Consider the following 17,845-nt stretch of genomic DNA (forward strand, 5'->3'; position numbering starts at 1 on the left):
CCCCCCCCCCCCCCCCCCCCCCCCCCCCCCCCCCCCCCCCCCCCCCCCCCCCCCCCCCCCCCCCCCCCCCCCCCCTTCCCCCCCCCCCCCCCCCCCCCCCCCCCCCCCCCCCACCGTGTTTCTCGCCTGCTGCTCGTCCGGCGCGAACCTGCGGCACCATGCTGCAGTCCGGGTCAGGGCAGACGCAGCGCCCAGAAGGCCACAGCCGCGGCGGCCGCCACGTTGAGGGAGTCCACTCCCCCGGCCATGGGGATGCGCACCACCTCGTCGGCCGCGGTGATGGTCCGGTGGGACAGCCCATCCCCCTCCGTGCCCAGGACGACGGCGACCCGCGAGTCCGGGGCCGTACACGCCGGTGAGGCCGCAAACTCATCCAGTGCCACGGAGGTGTCCGACAGTGCCAGGGCGGCCACGGTGAAGCCCTGCGCGTGGAGCTCGTCCATGGCGGGCCAGCGCTCGATCCGGGTCCAGGGGACCTGGAAGACGGTGCCCATGGAGACGCGCACGCTGCGCCGGTAGAGGGGGTCCGCGCAGCGCGGAGTGACCAGGACGGCGTCGATCCCCAGGGCGGCCGCGCTGCGGAAGGCGGCCCCCACGTTCGTGTGGTCCACCAGGTCCTCCAGGATCGCGACCCGCCTGGCCCCCGCTCCCCCGCGGGCGGCCGCAAGCAGCTCGGGAACACCGGCGAGCTCGGGCCGGTTCATGGCGGCCAGGGCCCCGCGGTGCAGGTGGAAGCCCGTGATGGACTCCAGGACCTCCTCGGGGGCGACGAACACGGGGACCTCACCGCCGTCGTTGCTTCCTGCGCAGCCGTCCGCGGAGGCGATGACCGGGCGCATCTCCTCCAGGTGGCGCGGGGCCATGAGGAATGAGCGCGGGGCGTGCCCGGCGGCCACGGCGCGCGTGATGACCTTGGAGGACTCGGCCATGTACAGGCCCCGCTGCGTCTCCAGACGACGGCGCAGCGCCACGTCCGTCAGCCTGGTGTAGTCCGCCAGGCGCTCGTCGGCGCCGTCGGCCAGCTCAATAATCATCGCGTCGTCACCTTCTGGGGCTTTCCCGGTCCAGTACAGCAGTACGGCGGGAAGAATAGGCCGATCATCGTGGATCGCCCACTCCTCCCGCCGCAGCGAGTGTCCCCGGGCCCTCGTCAGGTCCCCCGGGAGTGTGAGGGTTGCCGGCTCAGGCTCCGTAGGGGCCCTGGGGCGCGCCGGGAGGCGTGCCGTAGCCGGGCTGGGCCTGGATGCCGTAACCACCGCGAGGGGGCACGGAACCGGGCTGGGCCTCCTCGGGGTCGGACACGTGGCTGCCGTGCGCGGCGTGAGGCCCCTCGAGGCCGTCGGAGGTCGGAACGCTCACCGTGGCCTCGCCGTCGGCCTCATCCGCAGGAGCCTTCGGGGAGACGCCTGCCTTGGGTGCGGGCTCCTCACTGGCCTCCTGAGAGGCCGACTCGACCTCACCACGGGCCTGGGCGAGGGCCTCCTCGGGAGCCTGGAGACTGGTGCTGGCCAGATCCGAGGCGATCCCCAGGTCGAGCTCGCTACCCGAGAGGTCGACACCGGGACGGGCGGCGTCGTCGTCGGAGTCGTCCGAGCCGCCAGGGCCACCGTCCTTGCCACCGCCCAGGGCGCCGGCGATGCCGTCGAGCGCCGCCGTGAACTCCGTCGGCACGATCCACATCTTGGAGGAGGAGCCGTTGGCGATCTTGGGCAGGGTCTGGAGGTACTGGTAGGCCAGCAGCTTGGAGTCGGCGTTACCGCGGTGGATGGCGTCGAAGACCTGGAGGATGGCGCGTGACTCACCCTGCGCCTTGAGGATCGCGGACTGCGCCTGGCCCTCGGCGCGCAGGATCGCGGACTGCTTGTCACCCTCGGCCGTGAGGATCTGGGACTGCTTGACACCCTCGGCGGTCAGAATAGCGGCGCGGCGGTCACGCTCGGCGCGCATCTGCTGCTCCATGGAGCCCTGGATGGAGGCCGGCGGGTCGATGGACTTCAGCTCCACGCTGTTGACGCGGATTCCCCAGCGGCCGGTGGCCTGGTCCAGAACGCCGCGCAGCTGGCCGTTGATCTGGTCGCGGCTGGTCAGCGTCTGCTCCAGGTCCATGGAGCCGACGACGTTGCGCAGCGTGGTGACCGTCAGCTGCTCAATGGCCTGCAGGTAGTTGGAGATCTCGTAGGTGGCGCGCATGGGGTCGGTGATCTGGTAGTAGACCACCGAGTCGATGCTCACGACGAGGTTGTCGGAGGTGATGACGGGCTGAGGCGGGAAGGAGACGACCTGCTCACGCAGGTCCATGATGTTGCGCACCCGGTCGATGAAGGGCACCAGGAAGTGCATTCCGGCGCCGTAGGCCGCCTGGAAGCGCCCCAGGCGCTCAACGATGATCGCAGTGCTCTGCTTGACGATCCGCACCGCCCGGAAGATGGCGACGATGACCAGGACGGCCACGAGAAGCAAGATGATGGAGACGAAGGGCACGAGGTTCCTCCTGCAGGGGTTGAACGGGTGGTCAGAACGGTTAGGGCAGGCGCGGGCGGCGTCAGGACGCGGGAGCGGCGGTGGAGGTCGTCACCGGGGCGACCACGGCCACGGCCCCGTCGATCTGGGCCACGGTCACACTCACCCCGGCCTCCAGACGGGTGACGCCTCCCTGGACGGCGGGAGCCAGGCGGGCGCTCCACTCCTCACCGCCCAGGCGCACCCGCCCGCCTTCACGGTCGACAGGAGTAATGGTGACGGCAGACCGACCGATGAGGGCCTCGACGTTGGTCTTCATCTGCGGGGTGGCGGCGGCCAGGCGACGCTTGGCCCAGGGGCGCACGGCGAAGAGAAGCAGGGTGGAGACGCAGGCGAAGACCACGACCTGCGCCCACACGGGTCCGCCGAGGAAGGATGTCAGCCCTCCTCCCAGCGCACCGCCGGCGATCATGAGGAAGGTGAGATCCGCTGTCATCGTCTCGATGACGACGAGGAGCAGCGCCCCTGCGACCCAGAACAGCCATTCCATGCGAACCTCCTGATGAACGCGGTCGGTGAGTATGTGGTCGGGTGCCGGTCGGGGACGATCAGGGATCGGTGCGGCCCGAATCGGCCTTCCCGCCCGGAACCGGTGGTCAGCCCTTGGCCTCGGCGACGCGCCTGCCGTGGCCGGCCGGGAGCCCCCTGGCCGCGTAGCGACCGCGGTCGTAGGTGACCTCCAGCGGCATACCGAAGGTCGTGCTGATCGTGTCCGCGGTGAGGACCTCCTGAAGCGGGCCGGAGCCCACCACCTTCCCCTCACGCAGCGTGAGCGCGTGGGTGAAGCCCTCCGGGATCTCCTCCAGGTGGTGGGTCACCAGGACCATGGAGGGCGAATCGGGCGAGGAGATGATCTCGGTGAGCGCAGCCAGGAGCTGCTCACGGCCGGCCAGGTCCAGCCCCGAGGCGGGCTCGTCGAGGAAGAGCATCTCCGGGTCCGGCATCAGAGCGCGAGCCAGCTCGACGCGCTTGCGCTCCCCCGATGACAGCGTTCCCCACGACCGGTCGACCAGGTGAGCAGCCCCCAGGGCGCCCAGCAGGGCGTGAGCGCGCTCGAGGTCGAAGTCGTCGTACTCCTCGCGCCAGCGCCCAATGCGCCCGTAGGAGGCCGACAGGACCACGCCGAGCACCTTCTCGCCGTTCTGGACGTTGGCGGCCAGGGCCGAGGACAACAAGCCGATACGGGGATGGAGCTCCGAGACGTCCACGCGCCCGAGCCGGTCGGAGAGGATGTCGACCGTGCCGGAGGAGGGGAAGAGCCTGGCCGAGGCGATCCTGGCGATCGTGGTCTTGCCCGCGCCGTTGGATCCCAGCAGCACCCAGTGCTGCCCCTCGTCCACGGTCCAGCTGACGTGACTGAGGATCTGGTGGCTGCCGCGGTGCAGTGAGACGTCGTCGAGGTGGAGGACACTGGTCATGAGGTGATCCTATCGTGACGGTGAGTTCACACAGGGAAGATGCGCGACGAGAACCGCGCCCCACATGGTGACCGCTCCCCTTCGAGGCTCGCCCCACCACCATTCACTATGGTTGGCCCCCATGGATCCCCTCAACCCGCCGGTCAGCATCGTGCTGGCCCTGTGGGCGCCATCGCCCTCCTCCCACGGCATGTCGCTCGTTGAAGGCCCCGACGGCGCCCATGACGTCATCGGCAGCGTCGTCACCGGGGGCTCGGACACACCGACTGCTGCCGCCGACGACGGTCCAGGACGCGTCAGCCTGGAGCAGTGGCTCGCCTCCGCCCGCCCCCTGAGTCGGGTGAGCGCGGTCCTGCCCTCACCGGCCGGCGGCACCGGCACCTGGGGGCTCCTGCCCGACATCGAGGAGGGCGTCGTGCTGGAGGGGGTAGCCGGCCGGGTGCTGCTGGTTCCTGAGGACTCCGGCACCTCGGTGTCCTGGCACGCCGAGCCTCTCAGTTCCCCGCTGCCCCCTCTGGATGCGGTGCACGCTCGCCGGCAGGTGCACGCCGCCACCGAGGAGGCCATCGAGGCGCTCATCGAGCTCGACCTGGCCCGCGAGCGTCCGGAGATGGCCGACGCCCTCAACGACCTGCTCACCGCAGTGATGGATCCGCGCCTCGTCCCGCCGTGGCTGGCGCGCCGTGATCGGGAGCTGTTGGAGCGCTCCTTGCGCCTGGCGGGGATGTGCGAGCTGGCCCTGGACGATGACGGTGCGGCCACGACCGCCCTGCAGGCGCAGCGGCGGGCCGACGTCCTGCGCCCGCTGCTGGCGGTGGCGCGTCACGGTGCCGCTGCGGCCACCGAGTGGTGGGCCCGGTAGAGGGGGCGCACCACTCGGTGGCGTATCGGTGGGGTCACCGAGCGGGAGCCGTCCCGTTCACCCCTGAGCCAGGACCCAGTTGTAGACGTCCATGGTGCGCTGGGCGATGGCCTGCCAGGCGAAGTGCTCCTCGACGCGGTGTCGGGCGGCCTGCCCCATGGCCTTGGCCGCCTCGGTGTCGGTGACCAGGGTGGTGAGGCGCTCGGCCAGGTCGGCCTCGAAGCGGGCCGGGTCGATGGGGGTGCCGGTGCCGTCCTGGACCTGCTCGATGGGCACGAGCAGGCCGGTCTCGCCGTCGACGATGACGTCTGGGATGCCGCCGGTGGCTGAGCCGACGACCGGCAGGCCCACGGCCATGGCCTCGAGGTTGACGATGCCCAGGGGCTCGTAGACGGAGGGGCACACGAAGACGTCGGAGGCGGCCAGCACAGCGATGAGCTCGGGGCGCGGCAGCATCTCCTCGATCCAGACCACGCCGGTGCGCTTCTCGCGCAGGTGGGCCACGAGGCCCTCGACCTCGGCCTTGATCTCGGGGGTGTCGGGGGCGCCGGCGCACAGGATGACCTGGACGTCCGCGGGCAGCTGCTCGCAGGCGCGCAGCAGGTGCGGCAGGCCCTTCTGGCGGGTGATGCGTCCGACGAAGACGATGGTGGGGCGGTCGGGGTCGATGCCCAGGCGCTTGAGGGTGGCGGCGGCCTGGGCGTCGGCCTCCTGGCCCTGGGGGTGCTTCCAGGCCTCGAGGTCGATGCCGTTGTGGACGACCTTGACGCGCTCGGGGTCGACGGCGGGGTAGCAGCGCAGGATGTCCTCGCGCATGCCGTTGGAGACCGCGATGATCCCGGAGGCGGCCTCGTAGGCGGTCTTCTCCGCCCAGGAGGACAGGGCGTAGCCGCCGCCGAGCTGCTCGGCCTTCCAGGGGCGCAGGGGCTCCAGGGAGTGGGCGCTGATGACGTGGGGGACGCCGTGGAGCAGGCCGGCCAGGTGGCCGGCGAGGTTGGCGTACCAGGTGTGGGAGTGGACGAGGTCGGTTCCCTCGGTGCCCTGGGCCATCTCCAGGTCGACTCCGAAGGTGCGCAGGGCGGCGTTGGCGCCGTCGAGCTCGGCGATCTCGGGGTAGCCGGTGACGCCGTCGTCGGCGCCCTCGGTGCCGGGCTCGCGGGGGCCGCCGAAGGCGTGGACGCGGACGTCGGCCAGGGGGCGCAGGACCTTGGCGAGCTCGTTGACGTGGACTCCGGCGCCGCCGTAGATGAAGGGTGGGTACTCCTTGGTCAGCAGGTCGACCCTCATGGGTGTGCCTCTCCTCTGTCTGATGGATGGACTGACCGCGCCTTCCTCGGCGCAGGACGGGCGCCTGCGGTGGGGCGGGCGCCACACCCGACGTTATACGCACACGGGGCCCGGTGGGACCGTTCAGCGCCGGTGGTTTCCACCGACTCTCCTGCGAGGGGCCGGCGGCATCCGCTCCGCAGTGGAGGCGGGGATGCTCGTGCGTGAGGCGTCGGGGACCGGGTCAGGACGAGTCGCCCGGTGCTCCATCGCCCGGGATGACGCCTCAGGCAACGATTCGGTGGAGAACCTACCCGGAATGTGACCCATTTGGCCCCGCGGGCCCCTCGAGCAACGTAAGGTGGGCCACATGGCTCAACCTCGTGTTCTCGCAATCGTCCTCGCCGGTGGCGAGGGCAAGCGCCTCATGCCCCTAACCGTCGATCGTGCCAAGCCCGCCGTGCCCTTCGGAGGCATCTACCGCCTCATCGACTTCTCCCTGTCCAACATGATCAACTCCGGCTTCCTCAAGGTCGTGGTGCTCACCCAGTACAAGTCCCACTCGCTGGATCGTCACATCTCCAAGACGTGGCGCATGTCCGACATGCTGGGCAACTACATCGCGCCGGTGCCGGCCCAGCAGCGCGTGGGCAAGCACTGGTTCCTGGGGAGCGCCGACGCGATCTACCAGTCCCTCAACCTGCTCGACGACGAGCGGCCGGACTATGTGGTCATCACCGGTGCGGACAACATCTACCGCATGGACTTCTCCCAGATGCTGGACCACCACATCGCCTCCGGTTTGCCCTGCACCGTCGCGGGCATCCGTCAGCCCCGGTCCCTGGCGGACCAGTTCGGCGTCATCGAGACCGACCCGTCCGACCGCGGCAGGATCAAGGCCTTCGTGGAGAAGCCCAAGGAGACCCCCGGTCTGCCGGACTCCCCCGACGAGGTCCTGGCCTCGATGGGCAACTACATCATGAACTCCGACGCGCTCCTGGAGGCCGTGACGGTCGACGCCGCCGACGAGACCTCCAAGCACGACATGGGCGGCAGCATCGTGCCCTGGTTCGTCAACCAGGGGGCGGCCGGCGTCTACGACTTCAAGGACAACGACGTGCCGGGCTCCTCCGAGCGCGACCGTGACTACTGGCGCGACGTGGGTACGGTGGACGCCTTCTTCGAGGCGCACCAGGACCTCATCTCAGTGACCCCCGTGTTCAACCTGTACAACGACCGCTGGCCGCTGTTCGCCGGCTACCAGGCCGCGATGCCTCCGGCCAAGTTCGTCTACGGTCACCACGAGCGTCTGGGGCACGCGGTCGACTCGATCGTCTCGCCGGGCGTCATCGTCTCCGGTGGTGAGGTGATCTCCTCGGTCCTGTCCCCCGGTGTACGCGTCAACTCCTGGTCCTCGGTGCGCGAGTCCGTCATCATGGACGGGGCCGAGGTGGGCCGTAACACCGTTGTCAACCGCGCGATCCTGGACAAGTACGTCAAGGTCGAGGAGGGCGCCATGGTGGGGATCGACCCCGAGCATGACCGCGAGCGGGGCTTCACTGTGACCGAGTCCGGCATCACGGTGGTGGCCAAGGGACAGATCGTCACCCGCTGACCGCAGGCTCACCGCCTTTGCAGTGCGCGCCGTCGCCCGAGCCTCCGGGCGGCGGCGCGCCGTCTTCGCCTGCCGGCTCGCCCACTAGCATGGAGCCATGAGTGACACCTCTCGAGACCGTGCCGGCGACTCCGCGGAGCTCAGCGGGGCGCTGAGCGAGGGCCCCTTAGTGACTGAGGGCCCCGGCCTGCTGGTCATGGACGTGGACTCCACCCTCATCGAGCAGGAGGTCATCGAGCTCATTGCCGAGCGCGCCGGGACCCGTGAGCTGGTCGCCGAGGTCACGGCCCGAGCGATGCGCGGTGAGCTGGACTTCGCGGCCTCTCTGCGCGAGCGGGTGGCGACTCTGGCCGGGGTTCCCCAGGGGGTCTTCGCAGAGGTCCTGGCCGAGGTGCGCCCCACTGAGGGCGCGGCCGAGCTCATTGAGGCGCTGCACGCGCGCGGCTGCCGGGTGGGGGTCGTCTCGGGAGGTTTCGAGGAGGTCGTGGTGCCTCTGGCCGAGCGGCTGGGCATCGACCACGTGGCGGCCAACCGCCTGGAGGTGGAGGGGGGCCGTCTCACCGGTCGGGTGCTGGGGCGGATCGTGGACCGTCAGGAGAAGGTCCGCTGCCTGATCTCCTGGGCCCGGCAGGACGGTGTGCCCATGGAGCGCACCATTGCAGTGGGTGACGGGGCCAACGACCTGGGCATGCTGGAAGCCGCGGGGCTGGGGGTGGCGTTCTGCGCCAAGCCGGTGGTCGTTGAGCAGGCCGACGCGGCCATCCACGTGCGTGACCTGCGTGCCGTCCTGCAGCTGATCGGGAGTTGACCGGCTGCGGTTTCGGGGAGCTCCGGCCTCAGTCGCGCTTGCGGGCGGTGAAGATCTCCCGGATGCGGGCGCCCTTGGGCTCCAGGTCCGCCCAGGTGCCGGGGACATCGATGATGACGGCGGTGGCCGTGGGCACCCCGAAGGAGATCTGGGAGGCAAGGTCGTCGTCGGTGTCGTGGAGGATGTGGGCGAGCACGGAGATCGTGGGCTCGTGGCCGACGACGACGACCGTCCTGGCGTCAGCACCGTCCTCGGCCAGGACCTTGAGGATGCCGTTGGGGCCCAGGTTGTAGATCTCCTCGCGCACGAGGGTGTCGGTGGGCTCGAGGCGGTCGCGGATGGGGCGGGCGGTCTCGCGGGCCCGGGCCGCCGGGGAGACCAGGAGCAGGTCGGTGGTCTCCAGGCGCTTGCGCAGCTCTTTGGCCAGCAGGCCGGCCAGGGCGGTGCCCTTGGGGGTCAGAGGACGTTCCAGGTCGGTGACGGCGTCGTGAGAGGCCTTGGAGTGTCGGACGAGCACGAGCCGGCGCATGGGATCCGTTGTCACGTCTCTACCCTACGGCACCACGGCGCTGCCCGGATACGGTCCCGACGATGTCTCGCGCCCCGCCGTGCGCCTAGCGCCCCATGCCCAGGCCACCGTCGACGCCGAGGATCGCGCCGGTGACGTAGGCGGCCGCGGGTGAGGCCAGGAAGAGGACGGGGCCGGCGATGTCGGTGACGTCGGCGAAGCGCCCTAGGGGGATCTGCTCGAGGTAGGCGGTGCGGATGTGGTCGGGCAGAGAGGCGGTCATCGCCGTGGTGACGAAGCCGGGGGCGACGGCGTTGACGGTGATGCCGCGCGGTGCGAGCTCGCGGGCCAGGGAGCGGGTCAGCCCCTCCACACCGCCCTTGGCGGCGCCGTAGGCCGACAGGCCCACGCCTCCGCGTGCGGCGATGGCCGAGGAGACCAGGACGATGCGCCCCTTGCGGGCCCGCATCATGGCTGGTGTCACGGCGCGCACGGTGTTGAAGGTGCCGGTCAGGTCCGCGGAGATGACCTCGTCCCACATCTGGGAGGAGGTGCGGGCCGCCAGTGACTCCCGGTTGATGCCGGCCGAGGCCACGAGGACCTCGATGGGGCCGTGCGCCTCGGTGGCGGCGGCCAGGGCGTCGGCCAGGGCGTCGGGGTCGGTGACGTCGGCGGCCAGGGCCAGGGCGCCGTCGGGGGCCTCACCGGAGCGGGAGATGCCCGCCACCCGGTCGCCCTGTGCCAGGAACGCCTTCGTAACCGCCTCCCCGATTCCCCGGGAGGCTCCGGTCACGACGACGGAACGTGATATCGACGGCTCGGTCTCTTCGTTCATCAGCACAAGCACACAAGGTAACGCGCATCAGCACTCACCATCAGCGATTCGTCATACGCCGATACTGATCCGTCCCTGTTACTTCCTTCACAAGCGGTCTATACCTGTGTCTGTTCCAGGTCGCAGGGCGGGGCCGGTCACGGCCCTGGCACCCGCCGTATGTCAGCATGTCGGGGTGACGATGAGTGAGACCTCCCCCCGCCTCCCCGACGCCTGCGCCTCGGGCCGCGCGCCTGCGCCACTGCGCATCGGGCCACTGGTGGTGCCCACCCCGGTCGAGCTCGCCCCCATGGCCGGAGTCACCAACGCCTCCTTCCGCCGCCTGTGCCGGGAGATGGCCGAGGCGGCCCTGCCGGAGTCGCTGAGGCCCTCCTGTCCCGGTCCGCTGCCCACGCCTGACGGCGGCCTGCTGGCCCCGGCGGGCCTGTACGTCACGGAGATGGTCACCACCCGCGCCCTGGTGGAGCGCAACGAGCGCACTCTGGCGATGGTGCGCACCGATCCGGCTGAGCGGGTGCGTTCCATCCAGCTCTACGGGGTCGATCCGGCCACGGTGGGGGCCGCGGTGCGGATCCTGGTGGAGGAGGATCTGGCCGACCACATCGACTTGAACTTCGGCTGCCCGGTCCCCAAGGTGACCCGCAAGGGCGGCGGGGCGGCGCTGCCGTGGAAACGAGACCTGCTGGCGGCGATCCTCACCGAGGCGGTGCGCGCCAGCGAGGCCGCCGTCCGCGCCGTCGGGCGGGCGAGGCAGGTGCCGGTGACCATGAAGATGCGCCTGGGCATCGACGAGGAGCACGAGACCTTCCTCGACGCCGCCCGCGCCGCCGAGAACGCTGGGATCGCCGCCGTGGCCCTGCACGCCCGCAGCGCGCGCCAGCACTACTCGGGCCAGGCCCGCTGGGAGGAGATCGCCCGGCTCAAGGAGGCCACTGACCTGCCGGTGCTCGGCAACGGGGACGTCTGGCTGGGCGACGACGCGGTGCGCATGATGGAGGCTACCGGCTGCGACGGCGTCGTCGTGGGTCGTGGCTGCCAGGGACGGCCCTGGCTGTTCGCCGACATCGTGGCGGCCATGCACGGCTCGCCGATGCGCACCCGCCCGGACCTGGACGCCGTCATCGAGGTGATCCGTCGCCACGGGCGAATGCTGGCCGAGGAGATGGGTGAGGACCGGGGGGTGCGCGACCTGCGCAAGCACGTGGGCTGGTACCTCAAGGGCTACCCGGTCGGCGGCGCGGCGCGCGCCGACCTCATGGGGATCCGGAGCCTGGACGAGCTCGACGCAGGCCTGGCGCGGATGCGCTCGCGCCTGCCCGAGGTCGTGGACTACCCCGGCGACATCGTCGAGGGCCCCCGAGGGCGGGCCGGCAGCCCCAAGACTCCCCGTCTGCCCGACGGCTGGCTGGACTCCCCCACCCTGGACGCGGCCCACCGCGAGATGCTCAGCCAGGCCGAGTCCGATGTCTCCGGCGGCTGAGACGGTGGCCCGCCGGGTCCTTGAGGCCGGTCATCGGCTGCTCGTCTACTCGTCGAGGACCGGGGTGACGCGGCACAGAGCCGCCGCGATCGCCGTGGTCGCCGGGATCGCCAGGACCAGGCCGATGGAGGAGATGAGGGTGCGCACGATCTCCTCGGCGATCTCACCCGAGAGCATGGTGTCCAGGACGGCCCGGTCCATGAGGGCGGCGGCCAGGATGAGGGGCAGCGCCGTGCCTGCGTAGGCGAAGGCCAGGGTGTAGACGGTTGAGGCGATGTGGTCCCGGCCGATCCTCATCCCGCCGGTGAACAGGCGTGTGCGTGACAGTAGCGGGTTGGCGGCGTGCAGCTCCCACACCGAGGAGGCCTGGGTGATGGTGACGTCGTTGAGGACGCCGAGCCCGGCGATGACCATGCCGCAGGTCAGCAGCGTCTGCAGGTCGATGTGCGTGCGCGAGGCCAGCAGGCGGGCGGTCTCGTCGACGTCGCCGGTCAGGTGGGCGGCGTCGGTCCCCCACAGGGCCAGCAGCACGGTCAGCACGATGCCGGCCACCGTTCCCAGCAGGGCGGTCGTGGTGCGGATGGACACGCCGTGAGCCACGTAGACGGCCGCCAGCATCATCGCCATCGATCCGACCAGGGTCACCGCCAGCGGGTGGGAGCCGGCCAGGAGCGCCGGGATCATGAAGAAGGCGAGTACGCCGGTGGCCACCAGCAGGCCCAGGACGCTCAGGACGCCCTTGCGCCCGGCCACGGCGACGACGAGCACCAGGTAGACGACCGCCAGGGCGCCGACCGGGAGCTGACGCTGGTAGTCGATGAAGGAGTAGGGGGAGCCGGACAGGATGGCCTGAGGCGAGTAGAGGACGACGAGCCGGTCACCGGCGTGGGCGAGCTTGCGGGGCTCACCCACCAGCTGGACCGGCATGACCAGGCCCTTGCCCTCCCCCTCGGTGATGCGGGCGCACACGTGGCCCTTGGCGAACTCCTCGGGCTTGACGCCGTTGACCTCCGTCAGGGCACTCACCGAGCTCTGACAGCCAGACAGGTCCGTGGAGGTGATGGTGGCCTTGCCCACCGAGCCGCCCTCGGCAGTGAAGGAGCGCGAACCGATCAGTGAGCTCTTGCCGGGCCAGAGCACGAACAGCCCGACGACGGTGGCCAGGACCAGGGCGCCGACGATGGCACCGAGCACGATCCGCACCCGGCGGACCTCCCCCGCATCCAGGTCCAGGGGCCCGGAGTGGGAGTGACTGTGGCCGCTGCTGCTGTGACGGCCGTGGCCCTTGCTGTCCCGCCCCGCCTCGGCCGGCGGCTCGGGAAGGCTCTCGGTTGGGACGGACTCGTTGCTCGGGGAAGTCGAGTTGGTGCTCACCGTCCCATCATGCCCGCCCCGTGTCCCTGAGGTGAGCCAGGGACACGGGGCGGGACCCGGATGGTGGCCGGGCCGGTGAGACTTCAGTGAGGCTGCCGGCCTGCTCGGTGCGGGCGGCTCAGCAGCCGATGAGGCGCTCAGCCAGATAGCGCTCGACGCCCTCGAGCGGGATGCGCTCCTGGGTCATCGTGTCGCGCTCGCGCACGGTGACGGCCCCGTCCTCGGGCGAGTCGAAGTCGTAGGTCAGGCAGAAGGGCGTGCCGACCTCGTCCTGGCGGCGGTAGCGACGGCCGACCGCGCCGGCGTCGTCGTACTCCACGTTCCAGGAGCGGCGCAGGCGGGCGGCCAGCTCCTTGGCCGGCCCGGTCAGCTCCTCCTTGCGGCTCAGCGGCAGGACGGCCGCCTTGACCGGGGCGATGCGCGCGTCGAGCTTGAGCACGATGCGCTTGTCCACCCCGCCCTTGGTGTTGGGGGCCTCGTCCTCGGTGTAGGCCTCCACGAGGAAGGCCATGAGCGAGCGGGTCAGGCCGGCGGAGGGCTCGATGACGTAGGGGGTCCAGCGCTCGGAGCGGGTCTGGTCGAAGTAGGACATGTCCTTGCCGGAGTGCTCGGCGTGGGTGGACAGGTCGAAGTCGGTGCGGTTGGCGATGCCCTCGAGCTCGCCCCACTCCGAGCCGGGGAAGCCGAAGCGGTACTCCAGGTCCACGGTGCGCTTGGAGTAGTGGGAGAGTTTCTCGGCGGGGTGCTCGTAGAGGCGCAGGTTGTCCTCACTGATGCCAAGGTCGGTGTACCAGGCCTTGCGGTAGTCGATCCAGTACTGGTGCCACTCCTCGTCGGTGCCCGGCTCGCAGAAGAACTCCAGCTCCATCTGCTCGAACTCGCGGGTGCGGAAGATGAAGTTTCCCGGCGTGATCTCGTTGCGGAAGGACTTGCCCACCTGGCCGATGCCGAAGGGCGGCTTCTTGCGGGCCGCGCTCATGACGTTGGCGAAGTTGATGAAGATGCCCTGGGCGGTCTCGGGGCGCAGGTAGTGCAGGCCGGACTCGTCGTCGACCGGCCCCAGGTAGGTCTTGAGCAGGCCGGAGAACTCGCGCGGCTCGGTCCAGGAGCCCGGCTGGCCGGTGACCGGGTCGGGAACCATGTCGAGGGTGACGTTCTCGGGGTCGAGGCCCTTGCGGGCGGCGTAGTCCTCGATGAGCTGGTCGGCACGGTAGCGCTTGTGGGTGTGCAGGGACTCCACGAGCGGGTCGGTGAAGGCGCCGACGTGACCGGAGGCGACCCAGGTCTCACGCGGCAGGATGACGGAGGAGTCCAGTCCGACGACGTCGTCGCGCGAGCGGACCATGTACTGCCACCACTGGCGCTTGATGTTCTCCTTGAGCTCGACGCCCAGCGGCCCGTAGTCCCAGGCCGAGCGGGTTCCGCCGTAGATCTCGCCGCAGGGGAAGACGAAGCCGCGCCGCTTGGCGAGGTTGATGACGGCGTCGAGGCGTGAAGGGGTGGATGCCAACGGATGCTCCTTCAGGAGTGGTCGTGGTCCCGCCTGGTTGGTGGGGACGAGTGGTGACAGTCTAGGCGGACAGGGGCCGAGCGTCGGTGAGGGGCCCGTCGCACCACCGACGCGCGCACGCGCCCGGGAGGCCCTGCCGACTGCCGTCCAAACCGGCTCTCAGCAGCGCACACGCGGGCTCGCCCCGAGTTTGACGCAGGACCGACAGAGTATGAGAATGATTCGCATGAATGTTTCACAGGCTCGTTCCCGTCGTCTCAACCGCGTCGTGGCGCTCGGAGCCACCCTGATGCTGGCTGCCGGCATGAGCGCGTGCAGCGCCCTGAAGGGCGAGAGCTCGTCAGACGCATCGGCGCCGCACACGATCGCCCCGGGCAAGACCCTGACGGTCTCCACGTCCTTCTACCCGATCCAGTACCTGGCCGAGTCCATTGGCGGCAAGCTCGTCAAGGTCTCCACCGTGACCCCCTCCAACGTCGAGCCGCACGACTTCGAGCTCTCCGGCAAGGAGACCGCCGAGCTGGGCAAGGCCGACATCATCGCCTACGTCCCCGGCTTCCAGCCCTCCCTGGACAAGGCCGTCAAGGAGGTCGGTTCCGGCCCCACCGTGGTGGACCTGAGCAAGCCGGCCAACCTCGTCCACCACGAGGGGGTTGAGGAAGAGCACGAGCACGGCGAGGAGGCCACCGACGGCGCCTCGGCCAGTGCCGCCGCCACCGCACAGGCCAGCGAGGCCGAGCACGACGAGCACGGCCACGACGAGCACGCCGAGGGCGGTGAGGGGCACGACGGCAACCTCGACCCGCACTTCTGGCTCGACCCGGACCGCATGATCAAGGTGGCCGAGGCCCTTGAGGCCTCCTTCGCCAAGATCGACCCGGCCAACGCCAACGACTACAAGGCGGGCCTGGACAAGCTCAAGACGGCGCTGACCGGAGTGGACAACCAGTACAAGCAGGGCTTTACCAGCTGCCAGCACAAGACCTTCATCACCTCCCACGCCGCCTTCGGCTACATGGCCGACCGCTACGGCCTGACCCAGGCCTCCATCTCCGGCATCGACCCGGAGACCGAGCCCAGCCCCGCCGAGATGGCCAACATCAAGTCGGTGGTCGAGAAGACGGGGGTGAAGACCATCTTCACCGAGGAGCTGGTCTCCGACGCCCCCGCCAAGGCGATTGCCGCGGAGACCGATGCGAAGACGAGCGTTCTCAGCCCTCTGGAGTCCAAGCCCGAGCGGGGCGACTACACCGACGCCATGACCAGCAACCTGGAGCGGCTCAGGTCCGCCATGGAGTGCAAGTAGCCTCGGGCCCGGGCCGCCGAGCCCGACGCCCCGAGCAGATGACGTCCCCTCAGATTGGCATGATCGCAACCGTATGACCTCATCATCTCCACCATCACCAGCGTCTGTGACGACGCCGTCCGGTTCCCCCCGGGCGGCGTCGTCCGCGCTCGCCATCAGGGTCCGTGAGCTCAGCGTCGTCCTGGGCTCCTCCCTCATCCTGGACGACGTGAGCCTGGCCGTGGGCGGCGGCGAGTCCGTGGCGATCCTGGGCGCCAACGGCTCGGGCAAGTCCACCCTCGTCAAGGCCGTTCTGGGACTGGTGCCCCTGTCCGGCGGCAGCATCGAGCTCCTGGGCAGCCCCACCTCGCACCGCCACCGGGTCCCCTGGGAGCGGGTCGGCTACGTCCCCCAGCGGATCGGCGCCGGCTCCGGCGTCCCGGCCACCGCCCTGGAGGTGGTGCGCTCCGGGCTCCTGGGGCCGCGCCGGCCCTGGGCAGATCGGGGGCGAAGTGCCAAGAAGAAGGCCATGGCCGCCCTGGACGCCGTCGGGCTGGCCCACCGGGCCGCGGACCACGTCCAGGTCTTCTCCGGCGGGCAGGCCCAGCGGGTCCTCATCGCCCGGGCCCTGGTCCGCTCCCCCGAGCTGCTCATCCTCGATGAGCCCCTGGCCGGCATCGACCGCGCCAGCCGCGAGTCCCTGGCCGAGATCCTTCAGGGGCTGCGCGCGCAGGGGCTGACCCTGGTGACGGTTCTGCACGAGATGGGTGAGCTCGCCGACGTCGTCCAGCGGGCGATCCTCCTGCAGGACGGCCGGCTCGTCGCTGACGGCCCGGCCGGCGAGGTCGCTCATCTGCGCGACAGCGGGCCCGGCGCGACCCAGGGCGACCCGTACCGCGCCCACTGCGGCTACGGCGGCGACCACCACCCGGACGCCGGCGGCCCTCCGGCCCACCACGCCCCCGTCCTCGACCATCGGCTGCCTGACACGCGCCCTCATTCCGGTAGGAGCACCCGCCCATGATCGAGTTCGTCTCCGACATGCTTGCCAGTCCCCTCATCCAGCGGGCCTTCATCGTGGCGGTCCTGGTGGGGCTGGCCGCCCCGGTGGTGGGCACCTACCTGGTTCAGCGGGGCCTGGCGCTGCTGGGCGACGGGATCGGGCACATCGCCCTGACCGGTATCGCCCTGGGGTGGCTCGCCGGGGCCGCCGCCAACGTCACTCCTCACGACGCCTGGGCCGTGCCCGGGGCGATCCTCATCAGCGTGCTGGGAGCCGTGATGATCGAGGTCATCCGTGCCAACGGCCGAACTCGGGGAGACGTAGCCCTGGCGATCCTGTTCTACGGGGGCATCGCCGGGGGCGTCATCCTCATTCGCGTCGCCGGCGGGACGACGACGAACCTCAACTCCTATCTGTTCGGCTCGATCTCCACGGTCTCGGTCTCCGACGCCTGGTTCACCATCGCCCTGGCCACCCTGGTGCTCCTGGTGGGGCTGGGGCTGCGCGGCCCACTGTTCGCACTGTGCCACGACGAGGAGTTCGCCCACGCCTGCGGCCTGCCCACCGGCGCCCTCAACGTGCTGGTCGCGGTAGTCGCGGCGCTGACGGTCTCGGTGTCCATGCGGGTGGTGGGGGCCCTGCTGGTCTCGGCGGTCATGATCGTGCCGGTGGCCATCGCCCAGCTCGTCTCGCACTCCTTCGCCCGCACCATGTACCTGGCGATGGGGCTGGGCGTGGTGGCCTGCGTGTCGGGTCTGACGATCACCTACCTGGTGGCGGCCTCTCCCGGCGCCATGATCGTGGTACTCCTAGTGGGGGGCTACGCCGTCGTCGCCCTCCTGTCCGGACTGCTGCAGCTCGTCAGCCGCTCGCGACGGCACCACATCACCTCAGGAGGCAGATCATGAGCGCAAGCAGCACGGCGCAGCGCCCCCGCGCCACGCGCCAGCGCGCCGCCGTCGCCGACATCCTCGCCCGCACTGACGAGTTCCGCTCGGCCCAGCAGATCCATGCCGCCCTGGAGGCCGAGGGCACCAAGGTGGGACTGGCCACCGTCTACCGCAACCTGCAGACGCTGGCGGAGTCCGGCGCGGTGGACCAGGTGCGCAGCGCCGAGGGCGAGGTCCTCTATCGGGCCTGCGAGGAGCAGGAGCACCACCACCACATCGTGTGCCGCCGCTGCGGCTACACCGTGGAGGTTTCCGGCGGCGGGCTGGAGGAGTGGATTCAGCGGGTCTCGGCCCGGCAGGGCTTCACCCAGATGGAGCACACGGCGGAGTTCTTCGGCCTGTGCGCCGCCTGCTCGACCCAGGACGCCTCACAGGACTGAGCAGGTCTGACTGACCCGGTGTCCGAGCCGG

At 70.6% G+C, this 17,845-nt stretch carries 17 protein-coding genes; 8 read left to right on the forward strand and 9 right to left on the reverse strand.

Annotated elements, in window-relative coordinates; genetic code table 11:
* Positions 1-173 precede the first annotated feature (173 nt).
* The 4 genes from AB7V09_RS04630 to AB7V09_RS04645 form a co-directional block, all read right to left on the reverse strand.
* Positions 174-1,034 (reverse strand): TrmH family RNA methyltransferase, encoded by an 861-nt coding sequence (locus tag AB7V09_RS04630; RefSeq protein WP_419143062.1) that lies wholly within the window; start codon positions 1,032-1,034, stop codon positions 174-176.
* Positions 1,035-1,182: 148 nt separating this feature from the next.
* The gene (locus AB7V09_RS04635) at positions 1,183-2,481 is read right to left on the reverse strand and encodes an SPFH domain-containing protein (protein WP_419143063.1); all 1,299 of its coding nucleotides are present in this window, start codon (positions 2,479-2,481) and stop codon (positions 1,183-1,185) included.
* Between the two features lie 61 nt (positions 2,482-2,542).
* On the reverse strand, positions 2,543-3,010 hold the full coding sequence (locus AB7V09_RS04640) for an NfeD family protein (protein WP_075374684.1): 468 nt from the start codon (positions 3,008-3,010) through the stop codon (positions 2,543-2,545).
* 106 nt (positions 3,011-3,116) lie between these two features.
* Positions 3,117-3,938: an ABC transporter ATP-binding protein gene (locus AB7V09_RS04645; protein ID WP_419143064.1), complete on the reverse strand. Its 822-nt coding sequence runs from the start codon at positions 3,936-3,938 to the stop codon at positions 3,117-3,119.
* A gap of 121 nt (positions 3,939-4,059) precedes the next feature.
* Between AB7V09_RS04645 and AB7V09_RS04650 the strand changes: the two genes are divergently transcribed.
* The gene (locus AB7V09_RS04650) at positions 4,060-4,800 is read left to right on the forward strand and encodes a hypothetical protein (RefSeq protein WP_419143065.1); all 741 of its coding nucleotides are present in this window, start codon (positions 4,060-4,062) and stop codon (positions 4,798-4,800) included.
* A gap of 57 nt (positions 4,801-4,857) precedes the next feature.
* Here AB7V09_RS04650 and glgA read toward each other — a convergent pair whose 3' ends face one another.
* Positions 4,858-6,087 (reverse strand): glycogen synthase, encoded by a 1,230-nt coding sequence (gene glgA, locus AB7V09_RS04655; RefSeq protein ID WP_075414210.1) that lies wholly within the window; start codon positions 6,085-6,087, stop codon positions 4,858-4,860.
* Positions 6,088-6,436: 349 nt separating this feature from the next.
* Between glgA and glgC the strand changes: the two genes are divergently transcribed.
* A complete protein-coding gene (gene glgC, locus AB7V09_RS04660) occupies positions 6,437-7,681 on the forward strand; it encodes a glucose-1-phosphate adenylyltransferase (protein WP_009405418.1) in 1,245 nt (414 codons plus the stop codon).
* A 97-nt stretch (positions 7,682-7,778) separates the two neighbouring features.
* Positions 7,779-8,489 carry a phosphoserine phosphatase SerB gene (gene serB, locus AB7V09_RS04665; RefSeq protein WP_075414211.1) on the forward strand — a complete coding sequence of 237 codons (711 nt, stop codon included), beginning with the start codon at positions 7,779-7,781 and terminating at the stop codon, positions 8,487-8,489.
* A gap of 28 nt (positions 8,490-8,517) precedes the next feature.
* Here the strand turns inward: serB and AB7V09_RS04670 are convergent, their stop codons facing one another.
* Positions 8,518-9,018: a SixA phosphatase family protein gene (locus tag AB7V09_RS04670; RefSeq protein WP_009406005.1), complete on the reverse strand. Its 501-nt coding sequence runs from the start codon at positions 9,016-9,018 to the stop codon at positions 8,518-8,520.
* 85 nt (positions 9,019-9,103) lie between these two features.
* Complete coding sequence (locus tag AB7V09_RS04675; protein WP_248406983.1) at positions 9,104-9,832, reverse strand: SDR family oxidoreductase; 729 nt, start codon at positions 9,830-9,832, stop codon at positions 9,104-9,106.
* Between the two features lie 181 nt (positions 9,833-10,013).
* Here AB7V09_RS04675 and dusB point away from each other — a divergent pair, with 181 nt between their 5' ends.
* A complete protein-coding gene (dusB, locus tag AB7V09_RS04680; protein WP_419143066.1) occupies positions 10,014-11,312 on the forward strand; it encodes a tRNA dihydrouridine synthase DusB in 1,299 nt (432 codons plus the stop codon).
* 45 nt (positions 11,313-11,357) lie between these two features.
* On the opposite strand, the gene AB7V09_RS04685 is transcribed toward dusB, so the two are convergent.
* Complete coding sequence (locus AB7V09_RS04685; protein WP_419143067.1) at positions 11,358-12,686, reverse strand: YibE/F family protein; 1,329 nt, start codon at positions 12,684-12,686, stop codon at positions 11,358-11,360.
* Between the two features lie 118 nt (positions 12,687-12,804).
* Positions 12,805-14,196, reverse strand: coding sequence for a glycine--tRNA ligase (locus tag AB7V09_RS04690; protein ID WP_309335842.1), 1,392 nt, complete (start codon positions 14,194-14,196; stop codon positions 12,805-12,807).
* 226 nt (positions 14,197-14,422) lie between these two features.
* On the opposite strand from AB7V09_RS04690, the gene AB7V09_RS04695 reads away from it, so the two are divergent.
* The 4 genes from AB7V09_RS04695 to AB7V09_RS04710 all read left to right on the forward strand — a co-directional run bounded on the left by AB7V09_RS04695 (position 14,423) and on the right by AB7V09_RS04710 (position 17,814).
* Positions 14,423-15,502: a metal ABC transporter substrate-binding protein gene (locus AB7V09_RS04695; RefSeq protein WP_009747582.1), complete on the forward strand. Its 1,080-nt coding sequence runs from the start codon at positions 14,423-14,425 to the stop codon at positions 15,500-15,502.
* Between the two features lie 73 nt (positions 15,503-15,575).
* Positions 15,576-16,505: a metal ABC transporter ATP-binding protein gene (locus AB7V09_RS04700; protein ID WP_075414215.1), complete on the forward strand. Its 930-nt coding sequence runs from the start codon at positions 15,576-15,578 to the stop codon at positions 16,503-16,505.
* Complete coding sequence (locus AB7V09_RS04705; RefSeq protein WP_004565082.1) at positions 16,502-17,392, forward strand: metal ABC transporter permease; 891 nt, start codon at positions 16,502-16,504, stop codon at positions 17,390-17,392. Before AB7V09_RS04700 ends, AB7V09_RS04705 begins: the two co-directional genes overlap by 4 nt.
* The gene (locus tag AB7V09_RS04710; RefSeq protein WP_075414216.1) at positions 17,389-17,814 is read left to right on the forward strand and encodes a Fur family transcriptional regulator; all 426 of its coding nucleotides are present in this window, start codon (positions 17,389-17,391) and stop codon (positions 17,812-17,814) included. The genes AB7V09_RS04705 and AB7V09_RS04710 overlap by 4 nt, the downstream gene beginning before the upstream one ends.
* Positions 17,815-17,845 lie beyond the last annotated feature (31 nt).

This window comes from Actinomyces sp. SKVG-SVH-4(1) (assembly GCF_048514265.1).
GTDB classification, from domain to species: Bacteria; Actinomycetota; Actinomycetes; order Actinomycetales; family Actinomycetaceae; genus Actinomyces; species Actinomyces oris.

Bases quoted from the DNA above. Each gene is read 5' to 3' on its own strand.
- AB7V09_RS04675 (WP_248406983.1), bottom strand. From the start codon at position 9,832: ATGAACGAAGAGACCGAGCCGTCGATATCACGTTCCGTCGTCGTGACC.
- AB7V09_RS04695 (WP_009747582.1), top strand. From the start codon at position 14,423: ATGAATGTTTCACAGGCTCGTTCCCGTCGTCTCAACCGCGTCGTGGCG.
- AB7V09_RS04630 (WP_419143062.1), bottom strand. From the start codon at position 1,034: ATGATTATTGAGCTGGCCGACGGCGCCGACGAGCGCCTGGCGGACTAC.
- AB7V09_RS04670 (WP_009406005.1), bottom strand. From the start codon at position 9,018: ATGCGCCGGCTCGTGCTCGTCCGACACTCCAAGGCCTCTCACGACGCC.
- AB7V09_RS04705 (WP_004565082.1), top strand. From the start codon at position 16,502: ATGATCGAGTTCGTCTCCGACATGCTTGCCAGTCCCCTCATCCAGCGG.
- AB7V09_RS04640 (WP_075374684.1), bottom strand. From the start codon at position 3,010: ATGGAATGGCTGTTCTGGGTCGCAGGGGCGCTGCTCCTCGTCGTCATC.
- AB7V09_RS04700 (WP_075414215.1), top strand. From the start codon at position 15,576: ATGACCTCATCATCTCCACCATCACCAGCGTCTGTGACGACGCCGTCC.
- serB (WP_075414211.1), top strand. From the start codon at position 7,779: ATGAGTGACACCTCTCGAGACCGTGCCGGCGACTCCGCGGAGCTCAGC.
- glgC (WP_009405418.1), top strand. From the start codon at position 6,437: ATGGCTCAACCTCGTGTTCTCGCAATCGTCCTCGCCGGTGGCGAGGGC.
- AB7V09_RS04645 (WP_419143064.1), bottom strand. From the start codon at position 3,938: ATGACCAGTGTCCTCCACCTCGACGACGTCTCACTGCACCGCGGCAGC.
- glgA (WP_075414210.1), bottom strand. From the start codon at position 6,087: ATGAGGGTCGACCTGCTGACCAAGGAGTACCCACCCTTCATCTACGGC.
- dusB (WP_419143066.1), top strand. From the start codon at position 10,014: ATGAGTGAGACCTCCCCCCGCCTCCCCGACGCCTGCGCCTCGGGCCGC.
- AB7V09_RS04710 (WP_075414216.1), top strand. From the start codon at position 17,389: ATGAGCGCAAGCAGCACGGCGCAGCGCCCCCGCGCCACGCGCCAGCGC.
- AB7V09_RS04650 (WP_419143065.1), top strand. From the start codon at position 4,060: ATGGATCCCCTCAACCCGCCGGTCAGCATCGTGCTGGCCCTGTGGGCG.